The sequence below is a fragment of the Kosakonia sp. YIM B13571 genome, assembly GCF_042788095.1.
Taxonomy (GTDB): domain Bacteria; phylum Pseudomonadota; class Gammaproteobacteria; order Enterobacterales; family Enterobacteriaceae; genus Kosakonia; species Kosakonia quasisacchari.
Window position 1 is genome coordinate 634,139 of record NZ_JBHZPL010000001.1, and the last position, 18,179, is coordinate 652,317.

An 18,179-nucleotide genomic window follows, 5' to 3' on the forward strand; every position below is an offset into this window, starting at 1 on the left:
CTCATTGCGCATAATGCGCCGGGGTTAAGGTTTGCCAGTTTGCCGCCAGCCAGGCGTTACAGTCGTCCTGCGGTTGCGGCTCGCACAACACGTTCCAGCCAGCGGGAAGCGCGCACTGCGCGGGCCACAGGCTGAACTGCCGCTGGGTATTTTGCAGAATATAAAATTGCCCTTGCGGGTTATCGAAGGGGTTGGTGAATTCCATAGCAAACTCCTGTCGTAGAAAGGCGCGATTAACGGGCGCGGGTAAGCGGCTGCCAGAGGGTGATAAGCCCGGAGGTCAGCCCGCCGCGCCAGCAAAGCGCATCATGTCCGCCGTCAACCTGACGCCAGAAAACCGGCTGCTGTGTGCGTTGTAACAGGGGAAAAAGCGCCTCGTTGGCGCGAAAAATAAGCGGTTCGCGCACCCCGGCCTCCAGCACAATGCGCAGGCCCTGCGGATTCAACTCACCGTTTTTAAGTTTTTCGATAATGATACCGTCACCCTCGCCGCCGCGATGTGGCCACCAGAATGAGCCGGACTGGCTCAACACGCAGCCAAAACGCTGTGGCCAGTGAAGTGCGGCATAAAGCGACGACAGGCCACCAAAACTCTGCCCGGCCACCACCGTGCGATCCGCGTTGTCGCTGAACGGCGCGATGACACGTACCTGCGGCAATAACTCGTCTTGTACCGCCAGCCAGAAATCGGCATTGCACGGCAGCTCCTGGCTGCGGTGGGTGTTATCAATCACGTCGATAAGCACGTAAACCGCGTCCGGCAGTTGCCCGGCGTTGGTCAATGCCGCCAGCGCGGGCCATACCGGCATGCTTTGCGCCCAAAATTGCCCGTCGAGCAGGATCGCCAGCGGGCGTTCACAGCTATTGCTTTTGCCGGTGGTATAAACCCAGACGCGGCGCGTGTTGTTCAGGCGCGCGCTGTGCCATTGCAGGCGCTGCGGGGCGTTGAACGGTGTATCCGTTTCGCGCCAACCCGGTTGCAACGGCGCATCGGGCATTTCCAGCGCCGAAACAGGATGACCGCGCCCGCCGCGCCAGCTTTGCGGATTGAGCGGGTCGGCAATCGCATGCGCCAGTAATTTGCGCCAGCCTTCGCGCAGCGCGGTGCGATCCGGCTGTGTCGTGGTAAAAACGTCGGCGGAAAAATCGTCGCTGTTTTGCGAAGGAATGAAGCAGTAACTGCCGCGCCAACTAGCGGCAAGCGTGGTTTTCCAGCACCAGACATCAGTTCCGGCAATGCGCGTCAGCGATTGCGGCGTCGATTTTTGATGATGATCGGTCACGCCGGTAATGTAGATCCACACCCGGCGCACGCGCGAAGTCGCTTCTGTTCCGGCAGGATCGCGCCACCAGAATGTGACCTCATAATTCCCCTGCGCGTGTTTGACCCATTCGGGTCCCTGTTTTGACTCCCACCAGGCATCACTTCCCGTTGTTGACGTCACGGCTTTAACCTCAAATATGCTGTGGAAATTTTTGCTTGCAGATCAAAATATATCGATAATATTATTGATAACTATTTTCATTTGCAATAGCGTATTGACGCGCTGTGGGAAGCGCGTCTTTCACTTAAAAATGGCCGCCGTGGGCGAATTTTCTCAGGACTGAGCGCCTCGCTACGTGTTGGCTTCATCATGCCGCCTCCTCTCCCCCTGGGAAAGGACTTGCCGGGGATGCGGCGACGAAATGCAGGTAAAAAATGAATAACAAAATCAAAACCTTGGCCATTATGGTCAATCTGGGGATCTACGGTGTTGCTGTGCCAGCGTTCGCGGCAGAAACCCGCGCCGCCTCCAGCGAAGAGACGATTGTCGTCACGGCTGAGCAGCAAAATTTGCAGGCGCCGGGCGTTTCAACTATCACGGCTGACGAAATTCGTAAGAACCCGCCTTCCCGTGATGTCTCTGAAATTATCCGTACCATGCCGGGCGTGAACTTAACCGGTAACGCCACCAGCGGTCAGCGCGGGAATAACCGCCAGATCGACATTCGCGGTATGGGCCCGGAAAACACCCTGATTCTGGTGGATGGCAAACCGGTCACCAGCCGCAACTCAGTGCGCCTTGGCTGGCGCGGCGAGCGCGACAGCCGTGGTGACACCAACTGGGTGCCACCGGAAATGATCGAGCGTATTGAAGTGATTCGCGGCCCGGCGGCGGCGCGTTACGGTAACGGCGCAGCGGGCGGTGTGGTGAATATCATCACCAAAAAAGATAATACTGACGAATGGCACGGTTCGTGGAACACCTATTTCAACGCGCCGGAACACAAAGATGAAGGTTCAACCAAACGCACCAACTTCAGCCTGAGCGGCCCGCTCGGCGGTGATGTCAGCTTCCGTCTGTACGGCAACCTGGCCAAAACTCAGGCCGACGCTCAGGACATCAACAAAGATCACCAGTCCGAACGCACCGGCACCTACGCCAACACTGTTGTCGCCGGGCGTGAAGGTTCGATCAACAAAGACATTACCGGCGTCGTGCGCTGGGATTTTGCCCCGATGCAAGCGCTGGAGTTCCAGGCCGGTTACAGCCGCCAGGGCAACCTCTACGCGGGCGATACGCAGAACACCAACAACGACAGCACCACCAATAACTATGTCAATGATAACTATGGCAAAGAGACCAACCGTCTTTATCGCCAGAATTACTCAGCAACCTGGACCGGCGGTTGGGATAACGGCGTCACCACCAATAACTGGGTGCGTTATGAACACACCCGTAACTCGCGCATTCCTGAAGGTCTGGCGGGCGGCACGGAAGGCCTGTTTAACGCGCAAAAATTCTCCGACATTGACTACAGCGATCTGCTGCTGCACAGCGAAGCGAGCATGCCGTTTGAGTTGCTGTTCAAGCAGAACCTGACGCTCGGCGCTGAGTGGGATCACCAGAGCATGAAAGATTCCACCTCGAATACGCAGACCTTTATGGGCGGCAATATTCCGGGTTACAGCAGCACCGGCCGTAGCCCCTATTCCGATGCGGATATCTTCTCGGTGTTTGCCGAAGACAACATTGAGCTAACCGACAGCACCATGCTCACCCCGGCACTGCGCTTTGACCACCACACAATCGTCGGGAATAACTGGAGCCCGTCACTGAACTTGTCTCAGGGCTTAGGCGACGACTTCACGCTGAAAATGGGGATCGCCCGCGCTTACAAAGCACCGAGCCTGTACCAGACCAACCCGAACTACATTCTCTACAGCCGTGGCCAGGGTTGCTACGCGGTTACCGTGGATGCGAACGGCAGAGATATCGGTTGTTATCTTCAAGGTAATGATGACCTGAAAGCGGAAACCAGCATCAACAAAGAGATTGGTCTGGAGTTCAAACACGACGGCTGGCTGGCAGGGGTTACCTGGTTCCGTAACGACTACCGCAACAAGATTGAATCTGGCTACTCACCTGTTGGGCAAACCTCCATCAAGAGCGGCAGCTCAAACCTGAATACCTATATCTACCAGTGGGATAACGTGCCTAAAGCCGTGGTGGAAGGTCTGGAAGGTGCGTTGAATGTGCCGGTAAGCGAGACGGTAAACTGGACCAACAATGTCACCTACATGCTGCAAAGCAAAAACAAAACCACCGGCGAACGTCTGTCGATCATTCCTGAATACACCTGGAACTCCACGCTGAGCTGGCAGGTTGCTCAGGATGTTTCGCTGCAATCCACCTTTACCTGGTACGGTAAACAGCAGCCGAAAAAATATGACTACAAAGGTAACCGCGTGACCGGTTCCGCCACCAACGAAGTGAGCCCGTACAGCATCGTTGGCCTGAGCGGCACCTGGGACGTGACCAAAAACGTCAGCCTGACGGGCGGTGTCAGCAACGTGTTTGACAAACGTCACTGGCGTGAAGGTAACGCTCAGTCAACCGGCGGCGGCGCAAACTGGATGTACGGCGCAGGTGCTGCAACGTATAACGAGTCAGGCCGCACCTGGTATATGGGCGTGAATACCCGCTTCTAAGTACGACCTCCCCTCTCCTACGACGGAAGATCCCCCTCTTCCTGACGGGGAGAGGGTTCTTCCACATCCCTTTTCCCCTCGCGGAATAACCGGCAGAAGCGCAGATGTCGACAGTCCATTTAGTGCGCGGATCGTGATCCTTTTCTCCTTTTAAGAAATTAGCTGCGCAAAGCGTAGACAGTTCGCCGTCGCCGAATTATCGTTACATTGAATAATAAATCATTATTGAATATATATTCAATGTGGAGAAAAAGATGAACAAAACCCTACTGAAATCTGCTGTACTGGCTTCGATGATCGCCGCTTCCGGCTCGCTTTTCGCCGCAGATAAAGGCCTGATCGCGATTATTACTCCTTCACACGATAACCCATTCTTTAAAGCAGAAGCCGATGGCGCAGCCGCTAAAGCCAAAGAATTGGGCTACACCACGCTTGTCGCTTCACATGACGATGACGTGAACAAACAAAACCAGCTGATTGAAACGGCGATTGCCCGTAAAGCGAAAGTGATCATTTTGGATAACGCCGGCGCAGACGCCACCGTTGGCCCGCTGGAAAAAGCCAAGGCCGCAGGCGTACCGGCTTTTCTGATAGACCGGGAAATTAACAAAACCGGCATCGCCGTGGCGCAGATCGTCTCCAACAACTACCAGGGCGCACAGCTCGGCGCAGAGAAATTCGCCAAGTTGCTTAACGGCAAAGGCAAATACGTGGAGTTACTTGGCCGCCAGTCCGACACCAACGCCAGCGTGCGCTCGCAGGGCTACCACGATGTGCTGGACGACTACCCGGACATGAAGATGGTGGCACAGCAGACCGCCAACTGGAGCCAGACCGAAGCCTTCACGCGTATGGAGGCCATTTTGCAAACCAACCCGGACATTGTTGGCGTGATATCCGGTAACGACACCATGGCACTCGGCGCGGAAGCCGCGCTGAAAGCCGCCGGGAAAACCAACGTTATCGTGGTCGGCTTTGACGGGAGCGATTACGTGCGTGACTCGATCATCAACAAAGGCAATATCAAAGCCACGGTGCTGCAGCCGGGCTGGCAACAGGCGCAGATGGCCGTAGAACAGGCGGATCACTTCCTGCAAACCGGCAAAGCGCAAAAGGATGAAAAACAGCTGATGGATTGCGTGCTGATCGATGACGGCAATGCCAGCAAACTGAAAATGTTCAACCTCAGCAAGTAGCGCGGAGGCGATATGTCGTTAACACAATGGGGCGCGTTACTAACAGGGTGCGCCGCCCTGTTGCTCACGGCCTGCACCGTGGTGGATCTGGATGAAAACGGTAAGCCGATTCTGCCTGCCGACCCGAACGCGAAAGCCAGCTTCGACAACCAGACGCCACAGCAGATCGCGCAGCAAACCTGGCAGGCACGCGTGATTGATGCCGCCCACCAACATGCGCTGGACAGCACCGCACTCGTCGCGCAGATGAAAACCCCTGCTACCCCACCGCAAAGCGTTTTTGTCCGGCTAACAAGCCAGGTCGAGCGGATCGATTCCCGCAACGAACGGGAGCAACAACTGGTGGTGAGCGTAAACGGACAGTTGCTGGAGATTCAGACCGGTCCGGTGGTGCGCGGCAATGCGATTCGTGACGCAACCGGGTTTAAATTTGAGGACTTCACCAACCAGGTGCAGTTTGCGCAGCTCTCCCGCGCTTACAACCGCGAAGCGGTAAAACATCTGCCGAAAATCGACGCCAGCTGGGCCGGAAAACCGGTCACCGTGCTGATGGCGGTGACGCTAAACGGTGGCAAAGCAGAGGACGCCGTCGCCCTGGAGCTGAAACAGGAGGCACAATAATGAGTGACGCACCTGGGGATGAAATCATTCTGCGCACCAAAGGCGTCTCGATGCTGTTTCCCGGCACCGTGGCGCTGGACAGCGTGGACTACAACGTCTGGCGCGGCAAAGTGAATGTGATTATCGGTGAAAACGGCGCCGGGAAATCGACGCTGATGAAAATCCTCGCCGGGGTGCAGCAACCGAGCCTAGGCGATATCGAACTGAACGGCGAAAAAGTGCACCTCGCCGATACCCGCGCCGCCGCCGCGCACGGGATTGGCATGGTGCACCAGGAGCTGAATCTGTTCGAAAACCTCAATGTCGCTGAGAACATCTTTTTAGGCCGCGAGCTGCAAAAAGGGGTAACGCCAATTAACGAAGCCGAGCAGGAAAAGCGCACCGCCGAGCTGCTCAAACGCCTCGATCAGCCCATCTCGCCGCGCGAGCTGGTTGGCAACTTAAAAGTCGGCCAGCAACAACTGGTGGAGATTGCCAAAGCGCTGGCGGAGGACGCAGATATTTTGATCCTCGACGAACCGACTTCGGCGCTGAGTAAAACCGAAGTGGAAATCCTGTTTCGCGTTATTCGCGAACTCACCCGCCAGGGCGTGTCGATTATCTATATTTCGCACCGGCTGGAAGAGCTGATGGCGATTGGCGATGTCATTACTATCCTGCGCGATGGCAAATTCCAGGCCGAAGCGAAAGTGTCTGATATCGACGTGCCGTGGATTGTACGCGAAATGCTCGGCAGCGATCCGGTGAGCACCTTTCTCTCGCCGGGGCGCACCTTTGGAGCACCGGTGCTGGAAGCGGAACATATCACCTGCGTCAACGCCAGCGGCGTGGCGACGGTAAACGATGTCAGCTTCAAAGTGCATGCCGGGGAGATTGTCGGTATTTACGGTTTGATGGGCGCCGGGCGCACTGAGTTGTTCGGCTGCATGCTCGGTACGGAGCGCAATTACCTCGGCAAATTGTGGCTCGACAGCAAACCTGTGCCGCAACGGTTAACGCCCGCTGAGCGTATTCGCATGGGGATGAGCCTTGTCCCCGAAGATCGCAAACGCACCGGCATTTTCCCGATCTCGTCGGTGGCGACCAACCTGACGATCGCCAGCTTGTGGCGGCGGTTGCAGCGCGGTTTGACCATTGCCAGCAAACAGGAAGCGGAAGTCGTCGCCGCCACCATTGGTAATTTGTCGATCAAAGTCTCCTCGCCGGAGGTGGAAATTCAGGCACTGAGCGGCGGCAACCAGCAGAAAGTGGTGATTGGCCGTTCGCTGCTGACCAACCCGAAAGTGCTGTTCCTTGATGAGCCAACGCGCGGCATTGATGTTGGCGCAAAAGCGGATGTGTTCCGCATGATGGTGCAGCTTTCCGAACAAGGCATTGCGGTCGTGTTTTCCACGTCCGATCTGAAAGAAATCATGGCGGTGTCTGACCGCATTATGGTGATGTCCGGCGGCAAACTGACCGCCGATATTGCACGCGACCGTGCCGAGGAATCGGCGCTGGTAACAGCCAGTGCTCAGGGGTTCTGATATGAAAACAACACAATCTGTGGCGATGACGCCGCGCGCAGGCGCGTCGCTATCGCGTGAAAGCATTCTTCTGTTGCTGCTGAAGTTGCGTACCTTTATCGCGCTGTTCCTGATTGTCGGCTTCTTTACCGCCACCGTGCCGGGTTTTCTCTCCACCGGCAGCCTGCTGATTATGATTAAACATATTGCCATCAACGCTTTTCTGGCGCTCGGCATCACGTTTGTCATTATTACCGCCGGCATCGACTTGTCGATTGGCGCAACGCTCGGGCTGTGCGGCATGATTGCCGGCTGGATGATCACCAAAGGCATTGTGTTGCCGATGTTGGGCATCGCCATTTTCCCCAGCGTTTGGGTGATTGTGCCGCTGGTGCTGTTGATTGGCGGGCTAATCGGCGCGGTGAATGGCTGGATCATCACCCGGTATAATGTCGCGCCGTTTATCTGCACGCTTGGCACCATGTATGTGCTGCGCGGCGCGGCAATGCTGACGTCCGACGGGCAGACGTTCCCCGGTCTTTCCGGCAATCCGCTGCTTGGCAACACCGGTTTCGATGAGATTGGCGCAGGCACGCTGCTGGGTATTCCGTGGGCCATCTGGCTGATGATTGTGCTGGCAGCGGTGATTGCCTATATCGCCCGCCGTCTGCCGTTTGGCCGCCATGTTTACGCCATTGGCGATAACGAACGCGCCGCCGAGCTTTCCGGCGTGCGGGTGAAACAGGTGAAAATCTGGGTCTACACCATTTCCGGCCTGTGCGCCGCGCTGGCGGGGATCATTGTCTCCGCGCAACTGCTGGCCAGCCATCCGGCGAACGGTACAGCGTTTGAAATGAATGCCATTGCCGCCGTGGTGCTGGGCGGAACCTCGCTAGCCGGTGGCCGCGGTACGGTGCTTGGCACGCTGATTGGCGCTTTCGTAATTGGCTTTCTCGCCGACGGGTTGGTGATGATGGGGGTCAGTGAGTTCTGGCAGATGGTGATTAAAGGCATTGTGATCATCGTGGCGGTGATCATCGATCAGATGCAAAACCGTATGCAGCAGAAAGCGGCGGTCGTAGCGCAAAAAGCGGTGATGGAAGGGAAATAGAACCAGCTTACCCGGCGAATTTGCCGGGTCTTTTGTGTCGCCCGGATTGTGCATCCGGGCCTTTTTTTATCAGAACGCTTCCCAGTCGTTTTCCGGCGCTTTGCTGGCACCTGCCAGTGCCGGACGGCGCAACGCGCTCCCTGCCTTTGGCGCATTTGCTGTCGGTTTGCTGGCATTACCCGGCTGAGCGGCATCGCCCGGTAGTTTAAACACCGAAACAATCTCGGTTAACTGGAAGGCCTGCTGCTCCAGCGAACCGGAGGTGGCGGAAGACTCTTCCACCAGCGCGGCGTTCTGTTGCGTGACGCTGTCCATCTGTGAAATCGCCGTGCCAACCTGACCAATCCCTTTGCTCTGCTCGATAGAAGCCGAAGCGATCTCGCCCATAATATCCGTCACGCTGGTGACTGAACGCAGGATGTTATCCATCGATTCGCCGGTCAGCGTCACCTGGTCGAAACCGTTGTTGACGTTCGTTACCGACTCATCGATCAGCGTTTTGATCTCTTTTGCTGCACCGGCGCTGCGCTGCGCCAGGTTGCGCACTTCGCTGGCGACGACCGCGAAACCACGGCCTTGCTCACCGGCACGCGCCGCTTCTACGGCCGCGTTGAGCGCCAGGATATTGGTCTGGAAGGCGATACTGTCGATAACGTTAATGATGTCGGTGATTTTCTGCGAACTGCTGGTGATGTTTTTCATGCTGGCAATCACCGCCTGCACGCGCTCTTCGCCTTTATTCACCGCGGCTGACGCCGTTTTTGCAAGCGAGCTTGCTTCGCTGGCATTGTCGGCGTTCTGTTTGACCACCGCGCTCAGCTCTTCCATGCTGGCGGCGGTTTGCGTCAGCGCGGCGGCCTGCTCTTCCGTGCGTGAGGAGAGATCGGTGTTACCGGACGCAATTTCGCTCGCCCCCTGGTAAATTTCTCCGGCGCTGTTGCGGATCTGCGTGACGGTTTGCACCCAGTTGTTCTGCATGGTTTCAAGGTAGGGGATCAACTGCCCCACTTCGTTGTTACCGAGATTTTTTGTCGGCTTATCCAGCTTACCGACCGACAGCACCTGCAAGTGCTGTTTCACCCATTCCAGCGGGCGTGCCAGGCACAGCGCCAGGTAACGCTCCGACATCACCAGCATCGCCAGGCCAATAATCATGGCAACAATAATGATGGTGCGCGTCAGGGAAACCCAGTTGGCAATACGCGTGTTAGCGGCAGATTTCAGGTCATGAATTTCCTGGTTATATGCCACGATCGCCTGCGAAAAACCGCTGCGCAGCGGGCTAAATTGCGCCTTCGACAGTTGGTTGTAACTCTCGACGTTATTGGCTTTGACTGCCGCGAACATCGGCGTAATCGCCTGGTTAAATAGCGTCAGCGAGCTGTTATAGATATTGTCTGTCGAGTTGGTGCTGATGTTTGCATGGTCGGTGACTTTGAATTGATTAAGACCACTTTGCAGAAAATCGATATCTTTGCCGATACGTTCGAGGGTTTGTTGGTAGTTTTGCGTATCGTTGTTGGCCTGGAAAACCAGTGCGCGATCCATCAGCAACTTGACCTGGTAATAGCGATCGCTGGCGTTATTAATGATGTCGCCGTTAACCTGCTGCACGTTGGTAAGTTCCACTTCCTCGGTCAGGCCGCTTAACGCGTGCAGTGAAAAAAACGAGACTCCGCCCCAGAGAAGAGTAAAGATCACCAAAATCGCCAGCATCGCGACCTTGATTTTTAAATTTCGAATAAAGTGCATAAAAACCCCGGTAAATAGTTATGAAATACAATATTCAGACAACGGTAATATCACTGTCTAACACTCCATCGGCTAAGTGTCGGGGTTAATTAAGAACAAAAAGAAGTAAGGCAATAACCTTTGCATTGAAATGGTGATAACAAATATTGTACTAGTGCTTAACTTTTCTGCCGCAACTGAATACTTGTCAGCGCGGCAGATGTTAACGTGAGGGGGTTAATTCATTCCGCCGGAATGTCTTTCACCAGACTGCGAGCGGTGGGGTAATCGGTGATCAGCACATCGATATAATTGCCCTGCAATGCACCGCGAATGGCGTTGCGTTTTTCCACCCCGCCCGCCAGCGCAATCACATGCGGACAGGCGCGGATCTGATCAAGCTCCATACCAATCACCGGATCTTCATCCTGGCTGAGTACCGGTTTGCCCGCCGCGTCATAATAATGCAGGCAGATATCGCCCACCGCGCCGCGTTCCGCCAGCAGTTGGAGCATATCCTCGTTGTAGTAGTTACCGGAGTTTTTCAGCAACTGCGACGGTTCCAGCTCGCCGATACCGACAATCGCCACATCCACTTCGGCGAATTTCGCCACTACCGCAGCGACATCCGGGCTGTTGACCAGCCGCGCGCGCTCTTCAACCGAGTGTTCAATACTTTGCGATGGCAACAGCCATGACGGGCAGCCCAAATGCGCCGCCAGTTGCTGCGTTAAAATGGTCGCCTGGACGTTACCGTTCGGCCCCACACCGCCCAACAACTGAATCACGCCTGCGGCGCGAATACTCTGCGGGTGCAACTCATCCACCATGCAGCGAATGGTGCTGCTCCAGGACGAGATGCCGACCAGGTCTTCCGGGCGCAAACGCGTTTCGACATAGTGCGCGGCCGCGCTGCCAATGGCGTGCTTAATCTGCGCGTTACCGGCATTTTCGCCGATATCCACCACCACCGCCTGGCGAATGCCATACTGCTGCTCAATGGCTTTTTCCAGCGCGACGAAAATATTGGTTGGCTGCACAACGGTAATTTTGACCAGCCCCTCTTTCTGGCAACGCGTTAATGCCCGCGAGACAAATGATTGCGAGAGGTGGAGCAAGGTGGCAATTTCAGACTGTTTTTTGTTTTCGTTGTAATAAAGCGTGGCGATCTTCACCAGTAACCGCTGTTCATCCTGCTTCGACATGCGCATCCCCTTAATCTGTTACTGGTATTTTTATGCATCATTGAATAGATAACAAGCCAGCGTTTACCCTGGCCGACGATCCAAATGTGATCCTTTTCTCCTTTCTTCCAAAATTGCCTGTACAGAGCGTAGACAAACCCCGGCACAAGGCATATCTTTAATCATGAATAATAAATCAGTAGTGAATATATATTCCAAGCAACACTAAATCCAGCGTAAAACCTTGCCAGAACAGTGAGTGAACGCCGATGGGTTGCACTTTTTTACCCTGATTGAATATTTATTCATGAAAGACTATACATTCAAGAGGTGTCTTATGAATCCGTTTTCGCTCTCTGTCGATGAGCTCGAAAAGAAAGCACGCGCGGTGCGCCGCCGTATCATCATGCTGAACGCCGAAAGCCCGGCAGGCGGGCACACCGGCGCTGATTTATCGCAAGTTGAGCTGCTGACTGCACTCTATTTCCGCATCCTAAACTGTTCGCCGCAAACCAAAGAGAGCGACGAGCGCGACATCTACATTCAGTCGAAAGGCCACGCGGTGGGCGGTTATTACTGCGTGCTGGCGGAAGCCGGGTTTATCCCCGTCGACTGGCTGGCGACTTACCAACATGCAGATTCCCACTTGCCAGGCCATCCGGTGAAACACAAAACTCCGGGCATTGAACTGAACACCGGTGCACTCGGCCACGGTTTACCCGTCGCGGTTGGCATCGCGCTGGCGGCGAAACGCAGCAACAGCACGCGCCGCGTTTTTGTCGTCACCGGTGACGGTGAACTAGCCGAAGGCAGCAACTGGGAAGCCGCGCTGGTCGCCGCCCATTACCAGTTAGATAACCTGATCATTATTAACGATAAAAACAGCCTGCAACTGGCAGGGCCAACCAAAGAGATCCTCAATACCGATCCGCTGGATGCGAAATGGCGCGCCTTTGGCATGCAGGTTACCGAGTGTCACGGTAACGATATGGCTGATGTGGTCACCACGCTGGAAGGGCTGCAACCGGCGGGCAAACCGCAGGTGGTGATTGCACACACCACCAAAGGCGCAGGGGTTTCCTTTATTCAGGGACGCCCGGAGTGGCACCACCGCGTGCCGAAAGGTGAAGAGGTTGAACTGGCGCTGGAGGAACTGAAAGATGAGTAATAGCGAACACCTGGCGACAGTGATGGTGAATGCCTTTATCGATGCCGTTGATAGCGGTGTGGATCTGGTGCCGGTGGTGGCGGATTCCACTTCCACCGCAAAAATCTCGCCGTTTATGAAGAAATTTCCCGGCCGCGTGGTGAATGTCGGTATCGCCGAGCAGACGCTGGTCGGCGCTGCTGCGGGTCTGGCGCTGGGTGGCAAAATCGCCGTCACCTGTAACGCTGCGCCGTTTCTGATTTCCCGTGCCAATGAGCAGATCAAAGTCGACATCTGCTACAACAACACCAACGTCAAACTGTTCGGCCTTAATGCGGGCGCAAGCTACGGGCCGCTGGCGAGCACGCACCACAGCATTGACGATATCTCGGTGCTGCGCGGCTTCGGCAATATCGAAATTTACGCCCCTTCCTGCCCGCTGGAGTGTCGGCAAATTATTGATTACGCCCTCGCCCATGTCGGCCCAGTCTATATCCGCCTCGATGGCAAAGCACTGCCGGAGCTGCACGATGCAGACTACCGCTTCGCGCCGGGCAATATTGATGTGCTGCGTCAGGGCAGAGATATCGTGCTGGTGGCAATGGGATCGACGGTGCATGAAATTGTCGAAGCTGCCACACAACTGGCAGCACAAGGTATTGACGCCAGTGTTATCAGTGTACCGTCTATTCGCCCATGCAATATATCGCAGCTACTGGCGGCGCTGAAAAATCACCGCGCCGTAATCAGCGTGGAAGAGCACAACGTCAATGGCGGCGTTGGCAGCCTGGTGGCAGAAGTGCTGGCAGAAGCGGGCTGTGCGCTGCCGCTGCGTCGGCTCGGCATTCAGGATGGGCAGTACGCCATCGCCGCCGACCGTGCCGCTACCCGCGCCCGCCATCAAATCGATGCGGCTGGCGTGGTCAACAATGCCCGCGAGCTGCTGGCAGCCCGACAATAACAATAAAAAGAACATCTTACTGGAGAGAGAACAATGTCCCGAATCCCACAAAAACTGACCATGGCGGTGATCATAGGCAACCGTGGTTTTTTCCCAAGCTACCTTGTGGCGGAAGCGCGCGAGCAGGCCATTGCCCTGTTTGACCGCCTTGGCATCAACACCATTATGCTCAACGAGACGCAAACCGAGCTAGGCGGTGTGGAAACGCGCCAGGACGCGAAGATTTGCGCCGATCTGTTCCGCGCTCACCGCGATGAGATCCACGGTGTTGTCGTACTTTTGCCCAACTTTGGTGATGAAAAAGCAGTGGCGGAAACCCTGCGCCTTTCCGGGCTAAACGTGCCGGTGCTGGTGCAGGCCGAAGAGGATAATCTGGATAAAATGGGGCTGGCGACGCGCCGCGACAGCTTCTGCGGCAAAATCTCCCTGTGCAATAACCTGCGCCAGTACGGCATTCCTTTTACGCTCACCACCCAACATGTCTGTGCGCTCAGTGGTGAGGTATTCGCCCACGATCTCAAACGTTTTGAGCAGATTTGCCGCGTGGTCAGCAGCATGCGTGGCGTACGCGTCGGCGCTATCGGCGCGCGTCCTGCCGGGTTTAACACCGTGCGCTACAGCGAAAAATTGCTCGAACGTTTGGGCATCGCAGTGGAAACCCTCGATCTTTCCGAAGTCTTTACCCGCATCAAAACCCTGCGTGACGATGATATCCGCGTTGACGAAAAACGCCGCCTGCTACTGGATAACGCCGACGCCAGCGCCATTCCCGCCGACAAACTGGTAACCATGGCGAAGCTGTTTGTGGTGATAAGCGAATGGGTGATTGCCAACGATATTGATACCACCGCCATCCAGTGCTGGACGTCGTTGCAGGAAAACCTTGGCATTAACGTCTGCTCGATCATGAGCGTGATGTCCGGCCAGTTAATGCCGTCCGCCTGCGAGGTGGATGTGATGGGCGCGCTCTCCATGTTCGCGCTGGCAAGCGCCAATATGAACCCGGCATCCATTGCCGACTGGAATAATAATTTCGGCGACGATCGCGATAAATGCGTGCTGTTTCACTGCGGTAACTTCGCCTCTGCCAGCCTCGAATCGCCGCATATGGGCACCGCCGACATCATCGGCACCACCGTCGGGAAAGAGAATACCTGCGGCGCGGTACATGGCCGCCTGAAAGCGGGTGCGCTGACCTATTTCCGTTTGAGCACCGACGATTTGAGCGGCGAGATCAAAGCCTATGTCGGCGAAGGCCAGTCGGTGGACGATCCGCTGGATACCGTGGGTTGTCGCGCAGTTATCCAGGTGCCGAAGCTGGAGCACCTGCTCGCCTGGATCTGTCGAAACGGTTTTGAACACCATGTGGCGATGAACCACGCCGCCAGTGCGGAAGTCCTGCATGAAGCCTTTACCCGCTACCTTGGCGTTGAGACTTACCTGCACCAGTAACCGCCATCAGGAGAGATGTGATGTCGCAGGAAAACATCATTATTGCGCTGGACGAAGGCACCACCAACGCCAAAGCCGTGGCGCTGAACGCGAAAGGCCAGGTGGTGGCGAAATGCGCCCGCCCGCTGAGCATCGAGACCCCGCGCGAAGGTTGGGTTGAACAGTCCGCTGAACAGCTGCTCGAGGCTTCGCTGGCGGTGGTGCGCCAGGTAGTGGACGCCGTTGGCGCACAGAACGTTGCCGCGCTGGCCATCAGCAACCAGCGTGAAACCGCCATCGGCTGGTATCGCGCCAGCGGTCAGCCATTATGCCCGGCGCTCACCTGGCAGTGCTCGCGCACGGCGGATTTTTGCCATGCGCTGCGTGAACAGGGAAAAGAAGCCGTCATCAAAACCACGACCGGGTTGCCGATCGCGCCGCTCTTTTCCGCATCGAAAATGCGCTGGCTGCTTGATGCCATCCCTAACGGCAGCGAACTGGCGGCGCAGGGTGAAATTTGCCTCGGCACCGTCGATAGCTGGCTGTTGTGGCATTTCACTGGCGGAACGGCCTTCTGTTGTGATTACTCCAACGCCTCACGCACTCAATTGTTCAACCTGCACAGTGGCGACTGGGACGACGCGATGCTGGCGCTGTTTGGTATTCCGCGCCAGGCGTTACCGCAAATCCGCCCCTCCAGCGGCTTGTTCGGCCACACTCAGGGGTTGAGCGGCATCCCGGATGGCATTCCGATTCTGGCGATGATTGGCGATTCCCATGCCGCGCTGTTTGCGCATGGTCTGGGCGCGGCGGGTGGCGTGAAAGCCACCTACGGCACCGGTTCATCGGTGATGGCGCCGGTCGCGAGTGCGCAGTGCGATGTCAAATCGCTGGCGACAACGGTCGCGTGGCACGACGGTGAACGGCTGGTTTATGGGCTGGAGGGCAATATCCCGCATACCGGCGATGCAGTGGCATGGATGGTGGAAAGCACCGGCCTGAACGCGTTGCCGGAGGCCGAACTGGCGCAGGCGCTGAGTACCCTACCCGCCTCGGTAGATTCGACCCTTGGCGTCTATTTTGTCCCGGCGCTGACCGGGCTGGGCGCGCCCTGGTGGGATGAACATGCGCGTGGGTTAATCCACGGTTTAAGCCGTGGCGTGAAACGCGCGCACCTGATCCGCGCGGCGTTGGAATCGATAACCTATCAGATTGCGGATGTAGTGGTAGCAATGCGTCAGCACAACGCGTTTTCCCTGAACGCGCTGATGGTGGACGGTGGGCCGACGAAAAACGACTGGCTGATGCAGTACCAGGCAGATCTGCTCGGCTGCCCGGTGATGCGCAGCGATGTTGCCGAGCTTTCCGCTATTGGCGCGGCGCTGCTGGCACGCAAGGCGTTGTTGCAAGTGGATAACGAACAGTTGCGTGCGTTCTTGCCGGAACATATTACCTTCCAGCCGGATATGGCGCGCCACGACCGCCTGCAAAAACGCTGGTTTGACTGGCAAAACGCCGTACAACTGGCGCGCGCAACAGCGTAATTCCTTCAAACGCGGGGCATTCGCTCCGCGCTTTTCCTCGCTAATGACAAAAACATCTGGCTTATGCTCACACAGCATATAGAAAGATGAATTTAAACTTTAAGAAACATGAGAAGCAGCCTACTTTAGCGGAACAAATAATCACATCGTATTAACTTTTCAGGGATTTCTTATGACTAAAAAACTGCTGCCTCTCGTCATATTGACGCTCCTTTCTGCTGCCGGCTATGCGGCAACCCCGCCAGATACGCTGGTAGTGGCTCAAGGTCTGGACGATATTGTCAGCCTCGACCCGGCGGAAGCTAACGAACTTTCCAGTATCCAGACCGTGCCGAGCCTGTACCAGCGCCTGGTACAGCCAGATCGTGAGAATCCGGAAAAGATTAACCCGGTGCTGGCGGAAAGCTGGCAAGCAGATGCGGCGGCGAAAACCCTGACTATCAAGCTGAAAAGCGATGCGAAGTTTGCCTCCGGCAACCCGCTGCGCCCGGAAGATGTGATTTTCTCTTATACCCGCGCGGTCACGCTGAACAAATCACCGGCGTTTATTCTCAACGTGCTTGGCTGGCAGCTGGACAATATCGCCAGCCAGTTGAAAAAGGTTGATGACCACACGCTGCAACTGCGCTGGACGGCAGACGTCAGCCCGGCGGTGGCGCTGAATATTCTCTCCACGCCCATTGCCTCTATCGTCGATGAGAAGCTGGTCAGCGCCAACGTGAAAGGTGATGACTTCGGCAACGCATGGCTGAAAATGCACTCAGCGGGCAGCGGCGCGTTTAAAATGCGCGTCTACCAACCGCACCAGGCAATTGTGCTGGATGCCAACGCCACCTCGCCTGGCGGCGCACCGAAACTAAAAAACATCATCATTAAAAACGTGCCGGATCCGGCTTCCCGCCGCTTACTGATCCAGCAGGGCGATGCTGATGTGGCGCGCGATCTGGGCGCGGATCAAATCAGCGCGCTGGCAGATAAAAAAGGCGTCAAGGTGCTGAGCATTCCGTCCGCTGAGCAGAACTATCTGGTGTTTAACGCCGGTAACAGCGCTAATCCGCTGCTCAATAATCCGGCGTTCTGGGAAGCGGCGCGCTGGCTGGTGGATTACGACGGCATCACCAAAGACCTGCTGAAAGGGCAATATTTTGTCCACCAGAGCTTCCTGCCGGTCGGCCTGCCGGGCGCGCTTGAAGATAACCCATTCAAATTTGACCCGGCGAAAGCGAAAGAGATCCTTGCCAAAGCAGGTATCAAAGATGCGCACTTTACGCTGGATGTGGAGAACAAACCGCCGTTTATCACTATCGCACAATCCATGCAGGCCAGTTTTGCCCAGGGCGGCGTGAAAGTGGATCTCCTGCCTGCAGCCGGTAGCCAGGTGTATGCCCGCGTGCGCGCAAAACAGCACCAGGCGGCGATCCGTTTGTGGATCCCGGATTACTTCGACGCCCACTCTAACGCCAGCGCCTTTGCGTATAACGATGGCAAATCCAGCACCGTTGCAGGGCTGAACGGCTGGCAGATACCCGAATTAAGCAAAGCGACACTGGCCGCGGTGGCAGAACCAGATGCGAAAAAACGCCTTGAACTGTACAAACAGATGCAGCAAGAGTTGCAGCATAAATCACCGTATGTCTTTGTCGATCAAGGCAAAACACAGATTGTGGTGCGCGACAACGTGAAAGGCTATCAGCAGGGGCTGAATGCGGATATGGTGTGGTATGACCGCGTAACCAAGTAATGCTTCCTCCTCCCGCTCACGCGGGAGGGTTCTT

General features: G+C 56.2%; 14 protein-coding genes. 10 read left to right on the forward strand and 4 right to left on the reverse strand.

Annotated elements, in window-relative coordinates; all coding sequences use genetic code 11:
- Position 1: 1 nt before the first annotated feature.
- Positions 2 to 205, reverse strand: coding sequence for an MbtH family protein (locus ACFX4O_RS03045; RefSeq protein ID WP_380207179.1), 204 nt, complete (start codon positions 203 to 205; stop codon positions 2 to 4).
- A 28-nt stretch (positions 206 to 233) separates the two neighbouring features.
- The gene (fes, locus tag ACFX4O_RS03050) at positions 234 to 1,445 is read right to left on the reverse strand and encodes an enterochelin esterase (RefSeq protein ID WP_380207181.1); all 1,212 of its coding nucleotides are present in this window, start codon (positions 1,443 to 1,445) and stop codon (positions 234 to 236) included.
- Between the two features lie 254 nt (positions 1,446 to 1,699).
- Here fes and ACFX4O_RS03055 point away from each other — a divergent pair, with 254 nt between their 5' ends.
- The 5 genes from ACFX4O_RS03055 (at position 1,700) to ACFX4O_RS03075 (ending at position 8,406) form a co-directional block, all read left to right on the forward strand.
- On the forward strand, positions 1,700 to 3,973 hold the full coding sequence (locus tag ACFX4O_RS03055; protein WP_380207183.1) for a TonB-dependent siderophore receptor: 2,274 nt from the start codon (positions 1,700 to 1,702) through the stop codon (positions 3,971 to 3,973).
- Between the two features lie 254 nt (positions 3,974 to 4,227).
- Positions 4,228 to 5,169 (forward strand): D-ribose ABC transporter substrate-binding protein, encoded by a 942-nt coding sequence (locus ACFX4O_RS03060; protein ID WP_131406186.1) that lies wholly within the window; start codon positions 4,228 to 4,230, stop codon positions 5,167 to 5,169.
- Between the two features lie 12 nt (positions 5,170 to 5,181).
- Positions 5,182 to 5,790, forward strand: a complete 609-nt coding sequence (locus ACFX4O_RS03065; protein ID WP_380207185.1) for a DUF2291 family protein — start codon at positions 5,182 to 5,184, stop codon at positions 5,788 to 5,790.
- Positions 5,790 to 7,316, forward strand: coding sequence for a sugar ABC transporter ATP-binding protein (locus ACFX4O_RS03070; protein WP_170312040.1), 1,527 nt, complete (start codon positions 5,790 to 5,792; stop codon positions 7,314 to 7,316). The genes ACFX4O_RS03065 and ACFX4O_RS03070 overlap by 1 nt, the downstream gene beginning before the upstream one ends.
- 1 nt (position 7,317) lies before the next feature.
- The gene (locus tag ACFX4O_RS03075) at positions 7,318 to 8,406 is read left to right on the forward strand and encodes an ABC transporter permease (RefSeq protein WP_131406184.1); all 1,089 of its coding nucleotides are present in this window, start codon (positions 7,318 to 7,320) and stop codon (positions 8,404 to 8,406) included.
- A 69-nt stretch (positions 8,407 to 8,475) separates the two neighbouring features.
- Here the strand turns inward: ACFX4O_RS03075 and ACFX4O_RS03080 are convergent, their stop codons facing one another.
- A complete protein-coding gene (locus ACFX4O_RS03080; RefSeq protein WP_131406183.1) occupies positions 8,476 to 10,158 on the reverse strand; it encodes a methyl-accepting chemotaxis protein in 1,683 nt (560 codons plus the stop codon).
- Between the two features lie 221 nt (positions 10,159 to 10,379).
- Positions 10,380 to 11,342, reverse strand: a complete 963-nt coding sequence (locus tag ACFX4O_RS03085) for a sugar-binding transcriptional regulator (RefSeq protein ID WP_131406182.1) — start codon at positions 11,340 to 11,342, stop codon at positions 10,380 to 10,382.
- A 316-nt stretch (positions 11,343 to 11,658) separates the two neighbouring features.
- On the opposite strand from ACFX4O_RS03085, the gene ACFX4O_RS03090 reads away from it, so the two are divergent.
- From ACFX4O_RS03090 to ACFX4O_RS03110, 5 genes are all read left to right on the forward strand, one after another.
- Positions 11,659 to 12,489 (forward strand): transketolase, encoded by an 831-nt coding sequence (locus ACFX4O_RS03090; protein WP_380207189.1) that lies wholly within the window; start codon positions 11,659 to 11,661, stop codon positions 12,487 to 12,489.
- The gene (locus ACFX4O_RS03095; protein ID WP_380207191.1) at positions 12,482 to 13,429 is read left to right on the forward strand and encodes a transketolase family protein; all 948 of its coding nucleotides are present in this window, start codon (positions 12,482 to 12,484) and stop codon (positions 13,427 to 13,429) included. Before ACFX4O_RS03090 ends, ACFX4O_RS03095 begins: the two co-directional genes overlap by 8 nt.
- A gap of 33 nt (positions 13,430 to 13,462) precedes the next feature.
- Positions 13,463 to 14,881 carry an L-fucose/L-arabinose isomerase family protein gene (locus ACFX4O_RS03100; protein WP_380207193.1) on the forward strand — a complete coding sequence of 473 codons (1,419 nt, stop codon included), beginning with the start codon at positions 13,463 to 13,465 and terminating at the stop codon, positions 14,879 to 14,881.
- Positions 14,882 to 14,901: 20 nt separating this feature from the next.
- Positions 14,902 to 16,404 (forward strand): FGGY family carbohydrate kinase, encoded by a 1,503-nt coding sequence (locus ACFX4O_RS03105; RefSeq protein ID WP_380207195.1) that lies wholly within the window; start codon positions 14,902 to 14,904, stop codon positions 16,402 to 16,404.
- A gap of 172 nt (positions 16,405 to 16,576) precedes the next feature.
- The gene (locus ACFX4O_RS03110; RefSeq protein WP_380207197.1) at positions 16,577 to 18,145 is read left to right on the forward strand and encodes an ABC transporter substrate-binding protein; all 1,569 of its coding nucleotides are present in this window, start codon (positions 16,577 to 16,579) and stop codon (positions 18,143 to 18,145) included.
- Positions 18,146 to 18,179: the final 34 nt, after the last annotated feature.